Origin of the sequence: Scytonema hofmannii PCC 7110, from assembly GCF_000346485.2 — a bacterium.
GTDB lineage: Bacteria > Cyanobacteriota > Cyanobacteriia > Cyanobacteriales > Nostocaceae > Scytonema > Scytonema hofmannii.
Window position 1 is genome coordinate 1,840,030 of record NZ_KQ976354.1, and the last position, 19,886, is coordinate 1,859,915.

Annotated in this window: 22 protein-coding genes and 2 pseudogenes; 13 read left to right on the forward strand and 11 right to left on the reverse strand. The window is 40.1% G+C overall.

Annotation, left to right across the window (positions count from 1 at the left end; genetic code table 11):
- Positions 1-115: 115 nt before the first annotated feature.
- Positions 116-487, reverse strand: a complete 372-nt coding sequence (locus WA1_RS07905; RefSeq protein WP_026135282.1) for a cobaltochelatase subunit CobN — start codon at positions 485-487, stop codon at positions 116-118.
- A gap of 176 nt (positions 488-663) precedes the next feature.
- Between WA1_RS07905 and WA1_RS07910 the strand changes: the two genes are divergently transcribed.
- A complete protein-coding gene (locus tag WA1_RS07910; protein WP_017749063.1) occupies positions 664-2,694 on the forward strand; it encodes a GAF domain-containing sensor histidine kinase in 2,031 nt (676 codons plus the stop codon).
- 25 nt (positions 2,695-2,719) lie between these two features.
- Here the strand turns inward: WA1_RS07910 and WA1_RS07915 are convergent, their stop codons facing one another.
- The gene (locus WA1_RS07915; protein ID WP_017749062.1) at positions 2,720-2,908 is read right to left on the reverse strand and encodes a hypothetical protein; all 189 of its coding nucleotides are present in this window, start codon (positions 2,906-2,908) and stop codon (positions 2,720-2,722) included.
- A 175-nt stretch (positions 2,909-3,083) separates the two neighbouring features.
- On the opposite strand from WA1_RS07915, the gene WA1_RS59545 reads away from it, so the two are divergent.
- The 3 genes from WA1_RS59545 to WA1_RS07925 all read left to right on the forward strand — a co-directional run bounded on the left by WA1_RS59545 (position 3,084) and on the right by WA1_RS07925 (position 3,914).
- The gene (locus WA1_RS59545) at positions 3,084-3,212 is read left to right on the forward strand and encodes a hypothetical protein (protein WP_017749061.1); all 129 of its coding nucleotides are present in this window, start codon (positions 3,084-3,086) and stop codon (positions 3,210-3,212) included.
- Between the two features lie 108 nt (positions 3,213-3,320).
- Positions 3,321-3,518 carry a hypothetical protein gene (locus WA1_RS07920; RefSeq protein ID WP_017749060.1) on the forward strand — a complete coding sequence of 66 codons (198 nt, stop codon included), beginning with the start codon at positions 3,321-3,323 and terminating at the stop codon, positions 3,516-3,518.
- A gap of 63 nt (positions 3,519-3,581) precedes the next feature.
- Entirely contained in the window at positions 3,582-3,914 is a 333-nt protein-coding gene (locus WA1_RS07925) for a hypothetical protein (protein WP_026135281.1), read from the forward strand.
- A 46-nt stretch (positions 3,915-3,960) separates the two neighbouring features.
- Here the strand turns inward: WA1_RS07925 and WA1_RS07930 are convergent, their stop codons facing one another.
- Positions 3,961-4,176, reverse strand: coding sequence for a DUF4351 domain-containing protein (locus WA1_RS07930; protein ID WP_017749058.1), 216 nt, complete (start codon positions 4,174-4,176; stop codon positions 3,961-3,963).
- A 64-nt stretch (positions 4,177-4,240) separates the two neighbouring features.
- On the opposite strand from WA1_RS07930, the gene WA1_RS56765 reads away from it, so the two are divergent.
- Positions 4,241-4,378 (forward strand): hypothetical protein, encoded by a 138-nt coding sequence (locus WA1_RS56765; protein WP_017749057.1) that lies wholly within the window; start codon positions 4,241-4,243, stop codon positions 4,376-4,378.
- Between the two features lie 70 nt (positions 4,379-4,448).
- Here WA1_RS56765 and WA1_RS07935 read toward each other — a convergent pair whose 3' ends face one another.
- Positions 4,449-5,708 carry an HhoA/HhoB/HtrA family serine endopeptidase gene (locus WA1_RS07935; RefSeq protein WP_017749056.1) on the reverse strand — a complete coding sequence of 420 codons (1,260 nt, stop codon included), beginning with the start codon at positions 5,706-5,708 and terminating at the stop codon, positions 4,449-4,451.
- A 254-nt stretch (positions 5,709-5,962) separates the two neighbouring features.
- Here WA1_RS07935 and WA1_RS07940 point away from each other — a divergent pair, with 254 nt between their 5' ends.
- The 3 genes from WA1_RS07940 to WA1_RS07950 are packed head-to-tail and all read left to right on the forward strand — an operon-like array spanning position 5,963 to position 7,566.
- Entirely contained in the window at positions 5,963-6,613 is a 651-nt protein-coding gene (locus WA1_RS07940) for an AAA family ATPase (protein ID WP_033336670.1), read from the forward strand.
- Positions 6,614-6,626: 13 nt separating this feature from the next.
- Entirely contained in the window at positions 6,627-7,094 is a 468-nt protein-coding gene (locus WA1_RS07945) for a hypothetical protein (RefSeq protein WP_017749054.1), read from the forward strand.
- A gap of 16 nt (positions 7,095-7,110) precedes the next feature.
- Positions 7,111-7,566 carry a restriction endonuclease gene (locus WA1_RS07950; RefSeq protein ID WP_017749053.1) on the forward strand — a complete coding sequence of 152 codons (456 nt, stop codon included), beginning with the start codon at positions 7,111-7,113 and terminating at the stop codon, positions 7,564-7,566.
- 413 nt (positions 7,567-7,979) lie between these two features.
- Here the strand turns inward: WA1_RS07950 and WA1_RS07955 are convergent, their stop codons facing one another.
- From WA1_RS07955 to WA1_RS07970, 4 genes are all read right to left on the reverse strand, one after another.
- Positions 7,980-8,594, reverse strand: coding sequence for a Uma2 family endonuclease (locus WA1_RS07955; RefSeq protein WP_017749052.1), 615 nt, complete (start codon positions 8,592-8,594; stop codon positions 7,980-7,982).
- 37 nt (positions 8,595-8,631) lie between these two features.
- The gene (locus tag WA1_RS07960; RefSeq protein ID WP_017749051.1) at positions 8,632-9,450 is read right to left on the reverse strand and encodes a peptidylprolyl isomerase; all 819 of its coding nucleotides are present in this window, start codon (positions 9,448-9,450) and stop codon (positions 8,632-8,634) included.
- A gap of 316 nt (positions 9,451-9,766) precedes the next feature.
- A complete protein-coding gene (locus WA1_RS07965) occupies positions 9,767-10,381 on the reverse strand; it encodes an NUDIX hydrolase (protein ID WP_017749050.1) in 615 nt (204 codons plus the stop codon).
- A gap of 80 nt (positions 10,382-10,461) precedes the next feature.
- Positions 10,462-11,664, reverse strand: coding sequence for a phosphoglycerate kinase (locus WA1_RS07970; RefSeq protein ID WP_026135280.1), 1,203 nt, complete (start codon positions 11,662-11,664; stop codon positions 10,462-10,464).
- A gap of 89 nt (positions 11,665-11,753) precedes the next feature.
- Between WA1_RS07970 and WA1_RS07975 the strand changes: the two genes are divergently transcribed.
- Positions 11,754-12,155, forward strand: coding sequence for a universal stress protein (locus WA1_RS07975; RefSeq protein ID WP_017749048.1), 402 nt, complete (start codon positions 11,754-11,756; stop codon positions 12,153-12,155).
- Positions 12,156-12,346: 191 nt separating this feature from the next.
- Here WA1_RS07975 and WA1_RS07980 read toward each other — a convergent pair.
- Positions 12,347-12,547 (reverse strand): annotated as a pseudogene (locus WA1_RS07980) (IS701 family transposase); the annotation flags it as partial.
- Between WA1_RS07980 and WA1_RS58060 the strand changes: the two are divergent.
- The 4 genes and pseudogenes from WA1_RS58060 to WA1_RS07995 all read left to right on the forward strand — a co-directional run bounded on the left by WA1_RS58060 (position 12,501) and on the right by WA1_RS07995 (position 16,987).
- Positions 12,501-12,638 carry a hypothetical protein gene (locus WA1_RS58060; RefSeq protein ID WP_169886872.1) on the forward strand — a complete coding sequence of 46 codons (138 nt, stop codon included), beginning with the start codon at positions 12,501-12,503 and terminating at the stop codon, positions 12,636-12,638. The pseudogene WA1_RS07980 and the gene WA1_RS58060 sit on opposite strands and share 47 nt — an antisense overlap.
- 337 nt (positions 12,639-12,975) lie before the next feature.
- Entirely contained in the window at positions 12,976-13,419 is a 444-nt protein-coding gene (locus tag WA1_RS07985) for a DEAD/DEAH box helicase (RefSeq protein ID WP_066612797.1), read from the forward strand.
- A gap of 63 nt (positions 13,420-13,482) precedes the next feature.
- A pseudogene (locus WA1_RS07990) lies at positions 13,483-14,699 on the forward strand (ISAs1 family transposase).
- A gap of 233 nt (positions 14,700-14,932) precedes the next feature.
- Entirely contained in the window at positions 14,933-16,987 is a 2,055-nt protein-coding gene (locus WA1_RS07995; protein WP_081402859.1) for a helicase C-terminal domain-containing protein, read from the forward strand.
- A gap of 800 nt (positions 16,988-17,787) precedes the next feature.
- Here the strand turns inward: WA1_RS07995 and WA1_RS08000 are convergent.
- Together WA1_RS08000 and WA1_RS08005 are read right to left on the reverse strand one after the other, a co-directional pair.
- Entirely contained in the window at positions 17,788-18,684 is an 897-nt protein-coding gene (locus tag WA1_RS08000; RefSeq protein WP_026135279.1) for a hypothetical protein, read from the reverse strand.
- A gap of 9 nt (positions 18,685-18,693) precedes the next feature.
- Positions 18,694-19,797: a ParB N-terminal domain-containing protein gene (locus WA1_RS08005; RefSeq protein ID WP_017749044.1), complete on the reverse strand. Its 1,104-nt coding sequence runs from the start codon at positions 19,795-19,797 to the stop codon at positions 18,694-18,696.
- Between the last annotated feature and the right edge of the window lie 89 nt (positions 19,798-19,886).

Genomic DNA, 19,886 nt, shown 5'->3' on the forward strand with positions numbered 1-19,886 from the left:
AAAGGCGGTAATGCAATACGGATGGTGCCGTAATTGTTCGCTTATCGCACTCTTGTCTCCGATCAAGTTAAACTAAATTTTGTCCAAAAATCCGTTTCATGAAGGACTTGCGCGGCTAATGGATTTTGTTCTTCTGGTTCATCAAGTGCTGCAACAGCAGACATTGCCCAAAAATACGCCATCTATCTTGAATTTGAGCTTCTTTTAATTCACATAGATAACCATTTATTTTGCTAATAGCTAATAGCTCCTTAGCATTACCCATCAGGAATGAGCTATGAGCAAATCTTAAATCTAAATGAAGGTTTTCTGGAACAACCAATGTTGGGATGCGAGTTCCCAATCCCCATCTTTCACCAATACTCTGCCTAACTGTAAAGAAGCGGAGTACTCTTGATACTCCTGAGCGCCATACCTGATGAACAGTGTTTAGAGGTAGGGTAAATAGAGAAATTAGGTGGGAATCTGGAGCGTCATCTCCTGGCATTACAATTAGAGTAGTACTATTATTAGGTCGCACAATTTCCTGTACGACTTCTAAGCCATAAGCCCAACAGGAACATTCTCCTAGTAAGACTAATTACCGTTTTAAACTGTTGGTTAGGACACAGTAGCAAATTTTTGAGCAACCGCAAAAAACCCTTTCGCGCCAGATTGTAAACAATGTCTAGTTCTTCTGATTTGAGCTTCTCTCGAACCCTACGCAATAGTACATTTGATCGACTAGGAGAATTGCTGTTGCAAATGGCTCAATCAGTGGGAAAGCCATCTCTAGTTCTTACAGAATCCGTGCTAGTGATGGTTAATATACCCCTAGAATGGCAGGCGCAACGCTTTACGGTGTTGGTTTCCCAACAGTTTAGTGCGCTTTTAATTGGAACTTATTTACAGGACACGGGTGACACGGGTGACACGGGGGATACGGGAGATATAGCAACATCTTCACTTTCCGTGTCACAGCTTCTTTCTTTCACAGCGTCTTCCTTATCCTGTCCTAGTGATTTTCTACTCAATTGTTATTGGACTTTTGATTTAGAAGAAATCGTCTCTTTTCTTTCCAATTTGAAAGGTTTGTTTGACCAAAATTCTCAAACATATCAAACGCTGGAAAATTACTGTCAAATTCCCATCACCAATGATGCTACACTTCAAAGCAAATTCACGTTATTACTGTTGAAAGACCTTTTGCCAGAGCCAAATCAATCAGAAACAAAATCACCTATAAATTACACTTATGTTTCTGTCTGTCAACCTGTGGAAAAAGCCCTGCAAAAACAAATAGCTCAAGAGAAGCTATTAAATCAGGTAACAACTCAAATCCGTAAAAGTTTAGACTTACCAGTCATCATGTCTACGGCAGTTGCACAAGTCAGAGAATTTTTGGAATTAGACAGACTGGTGATCTATAAATTTGAGCATTCCATTGCTAATAGTCAAGAGTCTATTGTAAGTAATGAACAAGACTCCTATTCTTTGTCCCTCCCTTTCTATACCTCTTTTTCTAGTCCTCATTCCTTACAGCAAGACTTACGAGATAAAGCAGGCTGTATTGTATACGAAATTCGCGCTCATGATGCTATTCCATCCGTTTTACATTACACGGAAAACAATTGTTTGACTCAAACAAATCAGTGTTGGGAAAAGTACAAACAAGGTTATACTTTATCTGTAGATGATGTGGAAAAAACTTATGCTTTAGAAGCATGTTTGTTAGATTTTTTAAGAAATACTAAAGTACGGGCAAAATTAGCTTCACCGATTATTTTTGAAGACAAACTTTGGGGATTGCTTATTGCTCATCAATGCGATCGCCCCCGTTCTTGGACTGAAAGTGAAAAAATTTTGTTGACATCTGTAGCGGAACAATTAGCGATCGCAATCTATCAATCCGAGTTAATGCGTTCTCTAACAAAAGAAAAAAAGAATTTGGAAGAACGTGTTATTGAGCGCACAGTTGCTTTACATGATGCTCTAGTTGCTGCAGAAGCTGCTAGCCGTTTAAGAAGCGAATTCCTTGCCACCATCAGTCACGAATTACTGACACCTTTAACTTACGTGATTGGAATGTCTTCCACTTTGCTACGCTGGTCTTTTGGTGAGTTAACGAAGCGTCAACGGGATTATTTGCAGACGATCCATGATAGCGGCGAGCATTTATTAGAGATGATTAACGATATTCTTGAACTTTCTCAAATAGAAGCGGGCAAAGCAGTATTAAATATAACAAGCTTCTCCTTGAAAAATGCAGCCGAATCTACAGTTAACGGATTAAAAGAAAAAGCAACTCTCAAAAGAGTGAATCTTCAACTCGATTTGCAAATCAATGCAGAATGCGATCGCTTTACTGCTGATGCCAGGAGAGTACAACAAATTCTGTGGAATTTGCTGACTAATGCTGTAAAATTTACACCCGAAGGAGGCAACGTTACATTACGCCTTTGGGTAGAAGACCAAAATGCTGTGTTTCAAGTAGAAGATACGGGGATTGGTATTCCAGAAGATCAATTGTCACTCCTGTTTGAGAAATTCCACCAACTTGATACACCTTACCGTCGTCGTTATGGAGGAACTGGATTGGGCTTAGCATTGACCAAACAGCTTGTAGAACTTCATCGAGGTCGAATTGAAGTGGAATCCACCGTAGGCGTTGGTTCGATTTTTACTGTTTGGATACCTCCGGTCGCTAGTAGTTAGCGTTAAGTAAGTCGGCGTTAAAAAATCAACCTGTGTAACGAAGTGCTACCAAAAACTGCTGCGCTTTATTACCTTTTTTTCGTTGAAGATATGCCACCCTTGATTCCATAACATTTGCTAAAGCTGGCCGCAAATAAATTTGTGCCTGTTGGCGATATAATCGTAAAAATTCTACAACGGATTGTGGTTTATTCCCTTCTTTGATAAATTGCATGATAACTTTCTAAAAGACATTCGGCATTTTGAACTTCTAAATCCAACCAATTATAAAAGTCTTGAAGAACTTTTGTTAAAGATGGAAGTTTCGTATCATTGAAAATTGCCCAATCGCTAATCCTATAAACACCACACTCTAGCCTGAACAACGAACTGTTTTACGAGTCACTGCTTTGGATAATATAAGCAAACGCCGCGAAGAATTCGCACAGCTTGCTGGTGGTAAATCTGCTACTGATGCGATCGCTTTTGCCGACTCTTTGTTAACTCAAGCTGCAAATCATCGTCAAAGAAAACACTAAGTTAACACTCACTAAAAATATTTATTCATCAAAACTAGTGTAAAAGCAATTTAATATAAATTTGGGGACAATTGTGTCCCCATTTACCAGTAAAAAGGAGGTAATTTATTGAATCAAAACGGTAACAGTAACGGTCATCGAGATTTTTGGAATCCTGTTAAGATATTTATCCGTCTTTTCCAAGGAGTTTGGAAAAAGCGAGACGAAGTATCAGGGGAAACCTACCTCGTTGACTCAGAAGTTGTTGAGCAAGACCTGAAAGACATCACAGATGAACCAGGTGAGCCAAACAACTTTGACAGCTAACATATAGTTAGTAGCCCCTAGTTGCCGCTAGGGGCTTTACTCAAAATTAAAACCGATCTAATTATGGCAGATTTCAACACCACGGTAGTTTGTCCCGTCTACTATCAAATTATCCAGCGTAGAGGTAACGGTTGGGCTTTTAAACACGGTGAGCCATTTTTGAACTTATTCAACGCACCAAATTTGTCTCCTGAAGACGAATTTGCAGCCTTCGACACTTCAATGAAAAAAGTTGCGATTGCACTTTTCCGCATCAATGGTGGAAAGCAGGGTTACTATATCGCAAATATTTTGGATAAAAAATATTACTATTGCGGTGCTACATGGGAGGATGTTCAAATCAAGCTAAGAGAATTGGGGATTGGCAGAGATGACCCAATTCAAGATAAAGATTAAATAGTATTATGAAGGAGATCGCTCCTCTTCTTCTCACTTACAGCAACTAGCTAAGATTCTCAAACCAAGCTTCTAAATCGGCAACAGAAGAAAAATCCAGCAATGCCTCACCCAGATTCTCTAGCTCAGGGGTTGACAAATTTTCAATTCTACCCATTAGCTGTGGACTAATTTCTCCCAAGCGACGGTTAAGTAGGCGCATCAGCAATTTTAATTCTCCCTGCTTTTCCCCTTTTTGCATCCAACTAGTAACTATCTGCATAACTTTTTCCTGCTCTCTTGGTTCAAGAGTAGCAAATTTTATTGATTTAATTGAAAAGAAAACTATGAAACTAGAAACAATGACCAACCAAACAGCCAAGAGAATATTAGAACAGGATTTAGACAAAGAAATTCACGGATTTGTCGCAATGAAGGACAAGTTAGTCAGCAAATTTAAAAATATTGTTGATGAAGGAGTATAGCAAAATAATTCGTAATTCGTAGTTGTACCATTAATTACGAATTACGAATTATTCGGTCACTGGTCACTGGTCACTGATTTCCAGCGTCTCTAAGTTCGCCCGGACGCACGGTAATCTGCTGCGTTTGATCGCCCCGCAGTACCGTCAATTGCAAGGGCTGGTTCACGCGGCTTTTTTCTACCAAGTTTTGCAACTGTTCGGCAGAGATCACTTTTTGTTCGTCAATCTGAGTGATCGCATCACCCCGCCGCAAACCAGCAGATGCAGCTGGGCTATTGGGTATGACTTGCATGACTAACACACCAATGACTTCCGGTACAGTCATAGTAGAATTAGGGTCACTGTTAAATTGTTTTGCTTGTTCTGGTGTCAAACTCACCATGCGAACACCAATATAGGGATGGGAGATTTTTTCACCACGCGCTAACGCATCCTTAATGAACTTGGCTTTGTCAATTGGAATCGCAAACCCAATTCCTTGAGCATCAGCACGAATGGCAGTATTAATACCGATAACTTCTCCTTGCTCGTTAACTAAAGGACCGCCAGAGTTACCAGGATTGATAGCAGCATCTGTTTGTATAAAGTCTAACCTTTTATCAGGGATGCCAACCTGAGCGCTAGAACGGCTCAACGTGCTAATAATACCTAAGGTTACAGTATTATCTAAACCCAATGGGTTACCGACAGCTATTGCCCAATCTCCTACCTGCAAATCTTGAGAGTGGCCTAAAGTCGCTACAGGGAGATTGTTTCCTGGAATTTTTACAACAGCCAAATCTGAGGGTTCATCTATCCCACGTACTTCTCCCTTGAGTTTGCGCCCGTCTTTTAGGGTGACGGTGACAGAATCAGCACCACTCACAACGTGAGCATTGGTCAAAATTATACCATTGGAATCAATGATAAAACCAGAACCTTCTCCTCTTTGACGGTATTCTTGAGGCGCTCTAGAAAGATCGTCACCCAAAAAATCACGAAAGAAAGGGTCACTAAAAAAGGGGTCAGGAGCACGCATCGTGATAGTACGCTCTGTATCAATCCTTACAACTGCGGGTCCTACTTTATTCACAGCAGTACTCACAAAACTGCGAATAGCCGCTTTTTGGGAATCGACAGGAGGTGCAATCTCTGGTGCGATCGCCTCTACTTCAGTAGTACTTGGTGTGGTAATACTGGAAAGAGACGATCGCCCTGGAATTGGCAGGTTAGGAAATGCCCACAAAGTTGTCAAAGTCAAGCCAATACTCAAGACTGCTACTAGAACATGGCTAGTCACTTGACGCAGAAGCGGTGAAAAACGTTGTTCTTCAGAAGATGATATTGACATATTAATTTCTACTATCCTGCAAAACATGACTCATCGTCTCTAGAATCATTATTACCGGGAAAACGGCTGATTGGTATAAATCTGACTTCATCCCTGGTAAGTTTGAACCCAGATGTGCTTAGACAAAATGCAGGCTACTGGGTGGCTTTATGTCTAAAAAATGGACTTGTGGGACAGTTTTGTTGGATTTGCATAGTGTAGAAACATAAATTTAGATTGGCCTAATTAATGAAGTGAATTTATGGAAACAGAAATTGATAATTCTTTGTACTCATAATGATGGAGGGGTAGGTAAAACAACCTTAGCTGTCCATGCTGCAGGTGTACTATTATCCCCGTTATACACAACCCTATTAGTAGACTGTGATGACCAAGCAGACTTTTGGCAATTTTATACTGGTCGAGAGCCTAATAAGGCGCAAGACATAGATACTCAGGGTTACAGAACAATTATCTCTAACAAAGAACGAAAGTCAATTAAGAGCTTAGCCAAACCACAACAATACGATCGCGTTGTTTTAGATATTGATAGTCCTTTAAAGAACACAGTTCAAGTCATTGTTGGTAACGATCCGGATATCATATTAGTTCCTGTCAACAAATCACAAAAAACTAAGGCACTACGTAACCTTCCCAGAACGCTTAAGGTAATTTCCCAACTGTCCAAACCTGGTTTTGCTCCAAAAGTGATTGTCGTTCCTTTAGGAATATCAAAAGACTCCGTAGCACAGGTAGTTGAAAGAATAGACCAGGATAATCAACCAAATCAGTGCGAAATTGCTTCTGAGATGCCAGACTTACAAGAATTGATGCAAATTGCGCTCTACGAAGATAGGAAGTATATTTGGGAGTATGAGAATTATGAATATTTGTTTGAATATTTTTGTACAATTTTAGAAATTTGAAGGGAAGTTAGATATGTCTGTTAACAACTATGACCAAAAGAAGCCATCCGAGGATTTCCTTGTTGACCAAGCCATTGTAGAAGGTCAGCGTCAAGCTACTGAAGTGACGTCTGAGCCAGAAATGACTCTTGAATTTAGTGATGAGCAAAGTAATATGCTAGGGGAGTTAACATCAGCGCTGACATTATCAGGAGAGACTTTATTGGAATCTGCTATTAGTTACGTTCATTATAAGTATAAGAAAAATCAAAACTTTGCGAAGAAGATTGAAGAGGATTACAAGCAACATACAAAAGATTTTCATAAAATTCAAGATTTAAGAGAAAATTCTTCTAAGCAACGTAGTAAACTCACAAGGAAACTCATATTATCGGCAGTCATCTCTCATAAGTTAGAAGAAATGGGTATGACAGAAAAAATTAATGAATGTGTTTTAGTAGGCATCAATTTACTATATGAACAATTAACTAAAAATAAATAGAAAAAGACAAAAAATAATGGATTACTTGGAAATTGATGCTTTAATACAGGGAATCGTATACTGCGATCCAGCAGTTAAACAAGATCTTGGACGTCGGTTTGCTGCTTATCTTGGACTAAAGCCAGGTAAAGCAGGAGCAGATGGAGGAATAGATGGAGAAGGAGAAATTAACGGGCAAAAGGTTTATTTTCAGTCGAAATTGTCTAAAAATCTGCTAGATGCTTCATTGGTAGCAGAGTTTTGGGGGTACTTGACAAAATACGAAGCTGATATTGGTGTGATGCTAGCAGGCATTGGCTACACATCTGGGTTTCAATCACGGTTGGAACAATTCCCGAATATCGATAAATTGAAAATTCACTTATTGACTTTAGAAGATATTTTTGCAGAAACTCTCAAATTTGAAGAAGCTGTAATAGATTTACCTCCACTACAGGATTTGAGTAGTGGTAAATGGGCAAGCTTTAGGTAAAGTTAAGCCATAATTGGTTGGGAAAAACTTATTCCTTCAGCGAAGATATCAGGAATGCAAAATTTGATTTAACTCTATAGTATGTTGCGTGAAATTACCGTCCAAGAAATGCGACGTGAATTGTTACGGGTAAACTCTGATTACTCCCTTCCCGGTGTAAGATTACCGCTCAATAACTTTCTTTTTCTTGGCGTCCTTGGCTCAGGAGCGGTTTTTTAATAGGTAATTTTCTGGCGGAAAGGGAGTAGTTCTTTCTAGCACTACCCAGAATCACAGTTTTTCTCTCTAAAAAGTGATATGCTCTCGATGCAATGCTTAGGTCGTGCTGACAATTCTCAATCGCCTTCAATTTCAACTGCTAATGGGGTAGCTTCAGGCTTGACCCCAACCTACGCTTGTTTAAGTGTTTTCCTTTACAAAGCCGCATCAAAAATCTGTTGTGCGGTGATGTTGAGTTGGGGAAAAGTGGGGGAAACGATTTGGTTATTACCCCTAAACAAAGTCTTCACATATTCCCCATCTACAAGTTCGCACACAAACATAGCTGGTTGTTTGGGATTCCCGATAAAATCACGTCCTCCCAACCCGGCATAATCCGCAATCCAGTATTCAGGAATGCCCATTTCCTCATAATCGGCAAACTTGAGGTGATAATCATCCCGCCAATTAGTGCTAACGACTTCGACTACTAAGGGGACAGATGTTGATTGAGTGACTGTTGACTGTTTTTGAAAAAGAACTTCATTCCTGAGATTATCAAGGTTTAGTAACAAAATATCGGGTAAGTAAGTGGATTTGGCAGAAGGTGTCTTAACAAAAGCAGTTTTGGGGATACGATACGGTAACCCTAATCTGACATACTCTATGGTAATTTTCTCGGCTAAAAATCCAACAACTTTTTCATGGTCTCCAGTTGGCGGTGGCATCTCAATAATAACTCCATTGCGTAATTCATAGCGCTTTCCGTCGTTTGGATACCAGTCGATAAATTCTTCGTAGGTTACTAATTTAGGTAGGGCGTGGGTCATAAGTTACCACCTCCACATATATTTGCCTTCTATTGCCCTAGCTTAAATTATTTGCCTCAGAATTAACTACACGGGAAGCGCTATCAAGGCTCTTAATTCCCTTGTATTCATCTTGAATTTCTGGAAATTCCTCTTTAATATTTTGCATGCATTCTTTTAACTGAGTTTGCAGCCAATTTTCATATAATTCATTCACTAGACGCTGCTTTGTTGCTTCATCCAATTGTGCTGGCAAAAACTTTTCGAGCCGCACTATCACAATCCAATCACCTAAAGGCGTGGGAGGCAAAAGTTGACCGGGCTGAACTGATGACAGCATTTTAGCTAAAGCTGGATGGGGAACTCCTAACTCCACAGGACCGAGTATACCACCTGTTTGGGCTTCCGGACCATCTGAATATTCGCGAGCCAGTTCGCTAAACGATTGTTCTCCTTCTTGAATTCGGAAGTACAATTCTTGGGCAATACAAATATCTTTAACCCGTATCAGAGAATAAACAACTCTATCTAACTTTGCTTTGCGTTGGACAAAGTAAGATTGCAATTTATCGCCCCAAGTCGTTTTCTTAAAGTTTTCGAGCTTAACGTTGCGGGTCACTTGATAATCGAGTTGTTTGCGGTCTATTCCACGGGATTGCAACCAAGCTTGGAGATCCGCATCAGAATTCAGCTGTTGCTGTTGATAAAACTGCTTGTAGATCTGAACTGTTTCTTCTTGTGACAGGGTAATGTTAGAAATTGCCGATTCTACGACCATTTCTTGTACCAACTGCGGGAGTATCCCGTACTGCTTGAGTAGAGGAACGATATTACTTTTTGTAATAATTTGCGAACCTATTTGTAAAATTGGGGTCATAAACAGTTAAAGTTCAAAATTTTAGAAAAACTTTAGATCGGCGAGCACCTTGCTTAGTGATTTTACTTAAATTAAAAGTATCAATAAATACTCAAACAGGGTATAACAAGAAACTTAGCGCTTCTAAAAGTATTTTAATTGTATTTCTCGTAGTTTACATATAAAACTGATTAGATTTCCGACTTCTTCAATCTAGAGCGTCAGTCTACTAATCCCAAAAACCCGGTAACTTCATCGTTGAGTATATGAGATACCAAGCTTGACCGCAGAGAGAAACCGGGTTTTTTGACCCCATTTTAACTACCGGACTGGCGCTCTAGTCAAAGTCTGTGGGTAAATTTGGATTGCGGTGATGTTCAAAAAGTCGAGTGATTTGAGTTGGTGTCACACGCCCAAGAGAAAGTTTTGGAATGCCATCTTCTGGAAAAAAACTGACTTCTTCCGTTTCAATACTAGGTGATGGAGAACCACTAAGAAGTTCGCAAAGAAAAAACAGCTTATATATGTAATTTGCATGTGGTGGATGTCCCTGTCTGTCTCTGTCATAAACGGCTAGTAATTTGACAGCACGGGTAAGATAACCTGATTCTTCGAGAACTTCTTTGACGGCTGCTTCGCTAGGGGATTCTCCTACATCAGCCCATCCGCCAGGTAGTGTCCAACAACCGTCTTCACGTTCTTTAACTAACAAAATCTGATTTTCGCAAAACACGACTCCGCGCACGTCAACCTTGGGGGTTGCGTATCCCACTTCACGGGTAAATAAATCAAGAATGTAGCTATGTTCGACGTTTGAATGAGTTGCTGCGATTTCAGCAGCAATTACCTGTATTGATTTAAACCGTTCGATATCGTAAGGATTTTGAGAATAGGTCAGACCAATTTGAGCGATCGCTTGCAATTTTTGCGCCCATTCAAGCCATCTTATCATTTTTTGTTAGTGGATAGTGGATAGTTGTTAGTGGTTAGTGGAAATACTACTAACCACTAACAACCAACCATTATCGTATTTTACGCTTCATCCAAGGCAGCGATACCGGGTAGTACCTTACCTTCGAGCAACTCCAAGCTAGCGCCCCCACCAGTGGAGATGTGGCTCATTTGGTCGGCTAAACCAACTTTTTCCACAGCCGCGACGGAATCACCACCGCCAATAATGGTGATCGCGCCTGTTTTGCTAATCTCGGCAAGAGTCTGGGCAACTGCCTCAGTACCAGCAGCAAACTTATCAAATTCAAACACACCCATTGGACCGTTCCAAATTACCGTTTTGCAATCAGCAAGGGCATCTTGGAAGAGTTTGACAGAGTCAGGACCAATATCCAACCCCATCCAACCGTCGGGTATATTTTCCACGCTCACGACTTGTGAGTTGGCATCAGCAGCGAATTTATCTGCGACTACCACATCAGTAGGAAGCAGGAAAGTTACGCCCTTTTCCTTTGCTTTAGCTTCCAAAGACTCAGCTAATTCCAGCTTGTCTTCTTCCACCAAAGACTTACCGACATTTAAACCACGAGCTTTAAAGAAAGTGAAAATCATACCACCACCCAGGATCAGCTTGTCACACTTCTCCAGAAGGGCTTCAATCACACCAATCTTGCTGGAAACTTTGGAACCACCGATAATAGCCACCAAAGGACGTTGGGGATTCTCGATAGCGTTTTGCAGGTACTGCAATTCTTTTTCAATCAAATAACCAGCAACAGAAGGTTTTAAGTATTTTGTGACACCTTCAGTAGAAGCATGAGCGCGGTGTGCTGTACCAAAAGCATCATTAACATACAAATCTGCATTTGCAGCTAATTTTTGGGCAAACTCAGAGTCATTTTGTTCCTCTTCCTTGTAAAAACGGACGTTTTCTAGTAAGAGAACTTGACCATTTTGCAATGCTGCGACTTTGGCAGCAACATCATCGCCGATGGAGTCATCAGTTTTCACAACTTCTTGCCCCAATAACTCAGAGAGGCGCTTGGCAACCGGAGTTAGGCGAAGTTTATCATCGACACCCTTGGGTCGTCCAAAATGACTTGCTAGAATTACCTTAGCTCCCTTCTGCGTCAAATCCTGAATGGTTTGTAGAGCTGCCCGGATGCGAGTATCATCTGTGATGTTACCGGCATCATCTAGAGGTACGTTAAAGTCAACTCGCACTAGGGCGCGTTTACCAGACAAGTCTGCTGTAGACAAATTTGCCAAAGATTTCTTTGACACGTTACGAACCTCCTGATTGCCTTTTTGATATGTTTTGATAAGTAGACCCATCCAGATTTTACCGACTCAGGGGGCGGAGGTGAATCCAAATGTTCAAAACTGTATTATTTCCAATTGACCAAAGCCGAGAAGCACGAGAAGCAGCCGATGTGGTTGTGAATATTGTGCAAAAGTATGGTAGTAACTTGGTGCTACTGAGTGTGGTTGAAGAAGTTACAGATTCCACTGGAAGTGTAATGACATCCCCAGAGACAGTAGCCCAACTACTGGAAAATGCCAAATCCTTGTTTTCCCAACAAGGAATTCCATCTGAAACTCTTGAACGGCAAGGAAAACCAGCTTTTACCATCTGCGATGTTGCAGATGAGATAGGAGCAGATTTAATCATCATGGGCTGTCGCGGGTTGGGATTAACAGATGAGGGGTCACAAGATAGCGTGACAGCTCGCGTCATTAATCTTTCCCCCTGTCCCGTGTTGATAGTGCCGTAGGAGGAAACTTTTCTTGACTGAGTGGGGCGCATCTACCTTAAAGTAGTACATAAAATCAAGTTCTTGTAGTGCGGGCATCTTGCCCGCCTCATGATGGGTAGTGCAGAACTTGGTCGTGAAGGTTATCTGTCATTGCAGTTTTATTTGGAAAATGCTTGTATTCGGTCAATACAGCCCTGCTCTGCTAAATTAATATGTACCTTGATTTCATCAAATAAATCCTTGGGTTCATAACGCTCTCGCAGTAAAAACCTATTGACACTATCATGTGACAAATCTTCCATAATCTCTGCCAAACGCACACATCCTGAATATTTTGATTCTGCCAGTAGGAACAGCGTGTAAATGTTCAGGTTACACTTGGCTGTGGATGGTTTGGTCGTAGCTCTGATAGTCCGAACCCTCATAGAAACACATCAGTATTATCCGTCTGATAACGTCTCTGGAGATTGGCGATCGCCTGTTCATAGCTCGATTTCTTAAATGCATATTTTGTCCACATTGTCAATGCGTAAGTCCTAGCCCATTAGCTTTTACTCTTGCAAGAGAGTTTTTCTGGATGTCCAGAAAAAGTCAGTTTATTGACAAAAAAGGAAATTTATCAGGCGGGAAGCAGAGCAAGAGGTGCTGCACTAAGGGCGAGCAACACTCGCGGATTAATTTTTCCTTAGGTTGGGGGAAGTGGCGAAGCTGTCATGAGCAGCAATGAGCTGTAACAATAAAAATTAACTGTGAATTTGGTAATAATATGAAAAGCCAAGAGATTATTCTTGGGGAATCCGAAAATAAATTATAACCAGATACTCAGCGTCTCAAAAACATGGCACTCAAAAAAGTTAGTCATTCTCACACCTCCGCCGAAAACCCTGAAGCACTTTTCCGAGATATTAAAAATAAACAATCAAAAGGGTTAATTTCTCACCAAGCTGACATACTTAGAAAATATTGTCAGCCAGAAACTCTCAACCTACCAGATGTTGCCTTACAACTTCCAACTGGTAGCGGTAAGACAGTAGTGGGTCTTGTGCTCGGAGAATGGCGGCGTTGCCGTTTTAATGAAAAAGTAGTTTATCTTTGCCCTACTGTTCAGCTTGTGAATCAGGTGGTAGAACAATCATTAACCATTTGTGGGATAAAAGCAAATGCTTTTACAGGTAAACAAATTGAATACTCTCCTAATATCAAGGCTGAGTATACTAATCAGGGTCAGCGCGTCTCAAACCCTATTGACAAGAGGACTGACTTGAGCGGTAATAGGGTTTAAAACAAAGTGGCACTATCTGAGCTAGGGTAAGATTTAATCCATCTAGCTGCAACATCTGTCGTCATGCCAACAGGATTTGAAAAGAAAAGTAAAACTGAAAAATCTTTGACACCCAGCGTAGACAGTTTTGACATTACCAGTAAGTTTCAAGAATACTTCACACAAGTAAAAGACCCAAGAGCAGAAAGGACGAGATGGCATTTACTGACTGATATTATCACCATTTCTATTTTGGCAGTCATTGCCGGTGCTCAAGGTTGGGAAGATATTGAAGAATATGGAATAAATAAAAAAGAATGGTTGGAGACATTTCTAGAACTGCCCTTCGGAATCCCCAGCCCCGATACTTTTAGGAGAGTGTTTGAGAGAATTAACCCCAAAGAATTTGAGCAATGTTTTCGAGTGTGGGTGCAATCGTTAGTTGAGAATTTAGGAGTAGAAGTAGTCGCCATAGACGGCAAAGCTCTCAAAGGCTCATATGACCGAACATCTCAGCTGAAAGCTTTACATATGGTCAGTGCTTGGTCTCAAGAACACCGTTTGGTCTTGGGACAAACGAAGGTGAGCGCCAAATCGAATGAAATCACGGCCATACCAGCACTCTTAGAAATGCTAGATTTATCTGGCTGCATCATTACTATTGATGCAATGGGTACACAGAAATCAATTGCCAAAAAAATTAGAGAAGGTGGTTCTGATTATATTTTGAGCCTCAAAGATAATCATCCCACACTACACCAACAAGTGAAGAATTGGTTTGAAACTTCCCTATCTCTTGGTTTTAAAGGTGTTGATGTGAATATTAGTCAACGGGTAGAAAAGGGACATCACAGAATCGAAAATCGTCAAGTTTACACTGTGTCAGTGTCACAACTTCCTGCACTTCATGAACAAGATGATTGGGTAGGACTGACAACAGTGGTGATGGTAGTGCGTTCAATTCAGCATTGGAATAAAACTACCCACGAGGTGCAATTTTACATCTCTAGTCTCACCAGTGATGCTAACAAGATTGGTAGCGCAATTCGACAACACTGGGGAATTGAAAATTCTGTTCATTGGACATTAGATCAAGTTTCCATGAAGATGAATGTCGGATTCGTTCTCTACACAGCCCACAAAATTTTGCTTTACTACGTCGCATTGCACTCAATGCCTTAGAACAAGAAACATCTTTTCGCCGCAGTATTCGCCAAAAGTCACGGCGAGCCGCTATGAACGATCAGTATATGCTTTCTGTACTGGCGGCGGCTGTCTCAAACTCGAACTCCATACTATGATCCGCCTGTCAACAGAATTTGAGACGCGCTAACCCTGGTATACTAATGCCGAAACTATTGCTATCACTACTTATAGTGGATTTTTTAATACAAATACATTCTTTAACAATGCCGACATAATAATTCTTGATGATGCCCATTCTGCTGAAAATTACATAGCAAAATATTGGTCTCTTTCTATTGAGCGAAATAATCCGAGACATAACACTCTTTTTAAAAGTTTAGTTTCAGCAATGCGTGGAATAGTTCTAGATGCACACTATTCACGTTTGATTTCTAATTCTCCTGATTTAGGAGATATTCAATGGGTTGAAAAAATACCTACTCCATTCCTGTATGAAAGACTTGAAGAAATAACTAGAATACTGGATACACATATTAATAAAGATATAAGCGACTTATATTATTCTTGGTCTGTGCTAAGAGATCACTTATTTTCATGTCATATATACAGTAGCTATCACTCTATATTAATTCGTCCTGTTTTACCACCTACTCGTACTCATCAACCATTTTCCAATCCTAAACAACGCATATATATGTCTGCTACATTAGGAGAAGGGGGAGAACTAGAAAGGCTTGCAGGTACAGAAAAAATATTTCGTTTACCAGTTCCAGATGGATGGGATCAACAGGGCATTGGTCGTCGCTTTTTCTTTTTTCCAGAAAGGTCTCTTGATGAACAAGCTTCACTCAATCTTGGTATAGATATGATCAAAGAAACACCAAGAACTCTTGTCCTTGTTCCGAATGATTCTACTGCAAATCAACTCGAAATACAGATATCTACAGCGACTAGCTATAAAATATTTGATGCTAAAGAAATTGAGCATTCAAAGCAGCCTTTTATATCTGAAGAGAGAGCAGTAGCTATAGTTGCAAACCGATATGATGGTATTGATTTGGGAGGTGATGAATGTCGTTTATTAATAGTCAAAGGATTGCAAAAATCAATAAATCTTCAAGAAAAATTTTTAGTGACACGAATGCCAGCAAGTATTCTTTTTAATGACCGTGTGTTAACTAGGATTGTTCAGGCAGTTGGTCGTTGTACAAGAGCAGATAATGACTATGCCGCAGTGGTAGTTCTTGGAGCAGAATTGAATAGTTTTCTACTAGATAAGGATAAAAGAAAATATTTGCATCCAGAAATTCAAGCTGAGATAGAGTATGGAATTGAGCAATCTAAAGATGTTCAAGAATCGGATTTTATTGAAAATTTGCAAATTTTTCTAAAACATAAAGAAGATTGGAATGAAGCAGAGAAAGAGATTATAGATTTGAGAGATAATTTAGAACAATTTCAACTTCCAGGCTTAGATAAATTACAGGCATCTGTTGCTCATGAAGTTAGATATCAAAACGCACTTTGGAGTGGAAATTTTGAAAAGGCAGTTGAAGAATGTCGTTCTGTATTAAGTTCCCTGAGTGGAGATGATGTTAAAGGATATAGAGCTTTTTGGTGCTACCTTGCTGGAAGTGCAGCTTGGATAGCAGCACAACGTGGTATTGCTTCTATGGAAGGAGTCGCCCGTGATTTCTTTCAGCGTGCTGCTTCTACTACTGAAGGGGTTAGTTGGCTCTATCAACTCTCTAGGTTGAGTATAGAAGAAGATCAAGAAAATCAAGTTGATAAATTTAGGCTGACTTCTGTTATTGAAGGACTAGAATCACAGTTGTCACAATATGGCAATTACAATGATCAAAAGTTTGAAGCACAGGTAAAAGGAATTCTTGATAATCTCCAGAGAGTGAAGGATACTCAGAAAGACTCCAAAGCCTTTGAAAATGGGCATGAAAGATTAGGGCGTTTATTGGGTTATCAAGCTGGAAATTCTAACGGAGATGCTGATCCAGATCCCTGGTGGATTGCTTATGATGACTTTTGTATTGTATTTGAAGACCATTCAACTGATAATCATGGAAATCCACTAGGAGCCAACAAAGTTAAACAAGCAACTTTACACCCTAACTGGATTAAACAGAATATTTCATCACTTTGCAAAAAATCAGAAATCATACCTGTTGTGGTTACACCATGTAAAAGTATTACCAATGGTGCAAAGCCTCATACACAAGGTTTGTGCTATTGGAATCAGCAGGATTTTCAAGCCTGGGCTGAAAAAGCAATTACTGTACTACGTGAGCTAAAACGTAGTTTTCCTGGTGAAGCTAACTTGGAATGGAGAAAACGTGCTATGCAAGCTTATCAAGATAATGGTCTTGACCCAGCATCTTTAGCAAAAAATTTACGTAAGCGACGATTAGCTGACCTCCCAATTAGTTGATAGTTAACAACTATAGGTCGCGGCTGGCATGGAGTTAAACTAAGTCACCAGAGCAACAGTTTTAGTAGTTATAACAGTTTGAGTTAAGTGAGCGGGGAAAGCAAAAAGGCTTCCTATGTACTTCTAAAGGTGTTCTCGTTCAAGAAGATTGCGTAATTTTATGCAGTCTTGTATAGATAGACTAGGCTGGTACGATCCAGCCCGGTCTACCAAACTAACCAAGGCGAAAAAACTATTTGACGCCATAGCCGTTCATTCCCCTTGCTTGTCCTGCCTTCTTGGGTGCCTGCCGAGATACGCGCAAATTGGAACACGTTGTAAAGTTTTGTTAATCAGATTATCCAAATCCTTGATTTACCGTTGTTTCATAGCTGAACTGTAAGAGATTCGAGCAATGAAAACATTCCCCAAATTGACCATTAATGGACAAGTTTAAGGTATTGAAGAAGGTGAAGAGTTGATATTACCATGTAAAGCTTTGATTTTCCCAATATCATTTTTGGGCAAGTTAGTAAATCTATAAAGCACGTTCTTCAACATTTATTTACAACGTGTCCTGTTTTGCTGGTATCTTGGCAGTGACCCTCGATCGCTTTTGTCTAGATGTTATGCGTATAGTGGCAAAACACCTTTCTCATTAGCTGGTTAAAATCAAGCAGTCACTTTATAAGCTAGTTACTCTAACTACTGTGTAAATCATTTTTACAAAAATAGCAATCGTTAGCAATACTTTATAACCTTAAAGATATCAATAAGCACCTGTACTTATAACCGTAATAACTACGAGCTGATTCTTTTTTTCAAATCTGTGGTGGTCTTAATGTAGCAAAAGCTATATCTCGACGATATGGTGTAATCACTGGCGCAAGATTTTGGCTGAGATTCCGAATTAAGCTTGTACCAAGCTTTTGCCGCATCTGACGCAGGCTATCAACACTGAAACTTTGGCTCAGCCAAAAAGCTGCTTGCCGACGCGATCGCAATAAGATCCCTTCACGTCGCGCATACTCTCGAGATGGCTCCTTGAATTCAGCACTAGCAAACATGGCGTAGCATACTGCTCGACCGTCAGCAGAGTTACCCGTTCCTAATGCGGCCAAGTACTCAGCAAATTGACCCGTTCTTTGAAGGTCTCGAAATTTTGCATACTCCAGTTGTACAGAATCCTTAGTAATTTCCGTTGAACTGGTTCGTGCCTGTGCGAAAATACAAAGTGAGCGTGCAGGTCCTGCTATCACTTGACCAACACAATCAACCCCCCCATCACCACTACCATCAGTAATTAGAATTGGATTGCAGCCAGCAAGCTGGAGAAGACACGCAGGAACAAGTAAAAATTCACGTGGTGAAAGGGATGCGATGAAATTATACACTTCAGGAAAGTCTGTCGAAATTCCCTGCATTTCCAATGTCGGCTGGTAGTTACGATGTCGAAATGTAATGAACGTAAATGGTGAACTAGCTTGTACCAAAGGTCGTGGAATTCCTAGTAAGTCCCACTCTACCAGTTGCTCCTCAAGTTCTTGCTGCAAGCGTTCGACCCAATTCTCAGAAATTTCAGTCGCTTTTAATGATGAAACTCCTTTTTGCTGTAAGCGTTCTCTTAGAACCCTCTGCAAATTCACAACTTCTACATTTACTGAAGCATTTGCTAGATCGGCTGCTAATTCTCGAATAATTTGAGCAATGCCCATCATATACCAAATCTATTTTTCTAAATTGGACAATGCCATTTGAACAAGGCTATGTAGCTCAATAAGTGCTTCTTTTAAAGGTGCTGGGTATTCTTGAAAAATTTGGAATGGCAGTCCATTGACTACCTTTTTTGCTTTATCTATTTCTGCTACCCAATCATAGCCGTTATTATTTGATGCTGCGTCTATTCTTCCCCAAGCTTCTTCGATAGTCATTTCATGGCGCTCGATGGCATTGAGTAAATCAGGCCTTTTTTTATCTAATAATTCTGCTAAATATCGCATATGTCGAGGATCTTTAATACGTCGCAGTTTTTCTTCATGCTCTTCATCTGGAACAATCCAGCTATAAAACTGTTTTAAGTTGCTTGTGTTTTTGTACTTATACTCATTTTCATCCCACTCTAACCAATCACGTACCGTTTTATGCTTATATGCTTCATCAAATAAAGTAAACTGGTCGTTTTGCGCTTTATCACCATACTCATCGTCAGTCCGCATTTGATTTAAGGATTTGTGAATCCTATACAGCCGCCCTATAGCTTTTCCACTAAGCCCAAATTGTTGTCCCACCTCAGTAAAAGAATATCCATCTTCATCTTTTAGGCGTGCAATAAGAATAGCTTGTTGGGCGGGAGACCACTCTTTAATCCCTGAAATATGACGGATACCTTGAAGACGCCACGAGATGTCGTTAGAAGAACCTTTATAAAGAAGTACTTCGATAGTTTGAGTTGCTGCTTTCAGCTTTTCGAGATATTCCTCATTAATTCCCTCCTCGTTTATTTCACTCTCTTCTATTAGACGATGGAGGCTTTTGAGCGCTGAGAGGCGACGGTTTCCCTCGACAACAACATATTTATTTCCATGATTATTAATGGGACGTACAACGATGCGATCCATTGGCAGAAATCCATTGCGAAGAATACTATCGCGAACCTCCTTCACTCCAAAATTTTCGCTCATTTTCTTCAAAGTTTTCTCTTGAATTTTTGGATCGGGAATTTTATTTTCAGGAGTTAACTTATCACGTTCGCTGGAAAAGCGAGGATTATTCGGATCTAAAAATAGCTCCTCTAAGGATAATTGACGTGATTCGAGTTCATCATTGTACATAATGACAACTTTTAAAGTAAGGTTACTGAGAAAATCGTTCCAAATATAGCATAATTATACGTGTTTTTTTAAATAGAGTACCTTTAAGC

What these genes read in the sequence shown, in the direction of transcription:
- WA1_RS56765 (WP_017749057.1), top strand. Translation starts at nt 4,241, where the DNA reads ATGAAACTAGAAACAATGACCAACCAAACAGCCAAGAGAATATTAGAA.
- WA1_RS07925 (WP_026135281.1), top strand. Translation starts at nt 3,582, where the DNA reads ATGGCAGATTTCAACACCACGGTAGTTTGTCCCGTCTACTATCAAATT.
- WA1_RS07975 (WP_017749048.1), top strand. Translation starts at nt 11,754, where the DNA reads ATGTTCAAAACTGTATTATTTCCAATTGACCAAAGCCGAGAAGCACGA.
- WA1_RS07915 (WP_017749062.1), bottom strand. Translation starts at nt 2,908, where the DNA reads ATGCAATTTATCAAAGAAGGGAATAAACCACAATCCGTTGTAGAATTT.
- WA1_RS07965 (WP_017749050.1), bottom strand. Translation starts at nt 10,381, where the DNA reads ATGATAAGATGGCTTGAATGGGCGCAAAAATTGCAAGCGATCGCTCAA.
- WA1_RS08000 (WP_026135279.1), bottom strand. Translation starts at nt 18,684, where the DNA reads ATGATGGGCATTGCTCAAATTATTCGAGAATTAGCAGCCGATCTAGCA.
- WA1_RS07935 (WP_017749056.1), bottom strand. Translation starts at nt 5,708, where the DNA reads ATGTCAATATCATCTTCTGAAGAACAACGTTTTTCACCGCTTCTGCGT.
- WA1_RS08005 (WP_017749044.1), bottom strand. Translation starts at nt 19,797, where the DNA reads ATGTACAATGATGAACTCGAATCACGTCAATTATCCTTAGAGGAGCTA.
- WA1_RS07960 (WP_017749051.1), bottom strand. Translation starts at nt 9,450, where the DNA reads ATGACCCCAATTTTACAAATAGGTTCGCAAATTATTACAAAAAGTAAT.
- WA1_RS07905 (WP_026135282.1), bottom strand. Translation starts at nt 487, where the DNA reads ATGCCAGGAGATGACGCTCCAGATTCCCACCTAATTTCTCTATTTACC.
- WA1_RS07945 (WP_017749054.1), top strand. Translation starts at nt 6,627, where the DNA reads ATGTCTGTTAACAACTATGACCAAAAGAAGCCATCCGAGGATTTCCTT.
- WA1_RS58060 (WP_169886872.1), top strand. Translation starts at nt 12,501, where the DNA reads ATGTTCAGGTTACACTTGGCTGTGGATGGTTTGGTCGTAGCTCTGATA.
- WA1_RS07985 (WP_066612797.1), top strand. Translation starts at nt 12,976, where the DNA reads ATGGCACTCAAAAAAGTTAGTCATTCTCACACCTCCGCCGAAAACCCT.
- WA1_RS07995 (WP_081402859.1), top strand. Translation starts at nt 14,933, where the DNA reads ATGCGTGGAATAGTTCTAGATGCACACTATTCACGTTTGATTTCTAAT.
- WA1_RS07910 (WP_017749063.1), top strand. Translation starts at nt 664, where the DNA reads ATGTCTAGTTCTTCTGATTTGAGCTTCTCTCGAACCCTACGCAATAGT.
- WA1_RS07955 (WP_017749052.1), bottom strand. Translation starts at nt 8,594, where the DNA reads ATGACCCACGCCCTACCTAAATTAGTAACCTACGAAGAATTTATCGAC.
- WA1_RS07950 (WP_017749053.1), top strand. Translation starts at nt 7,111, where the DNA reads ATGGATTACTTGGAAATTGATGCTTTAATACAGGGAATCGTATACTGC.
- WA1_RS07930 (WP_017749058.1), bottom strand. Translation starts at nt 4,176, where the DNA reads ATGCAGATAGTTACTAGTTGGATGCAAAAAGGGGAAAAGCAGGGAGAA.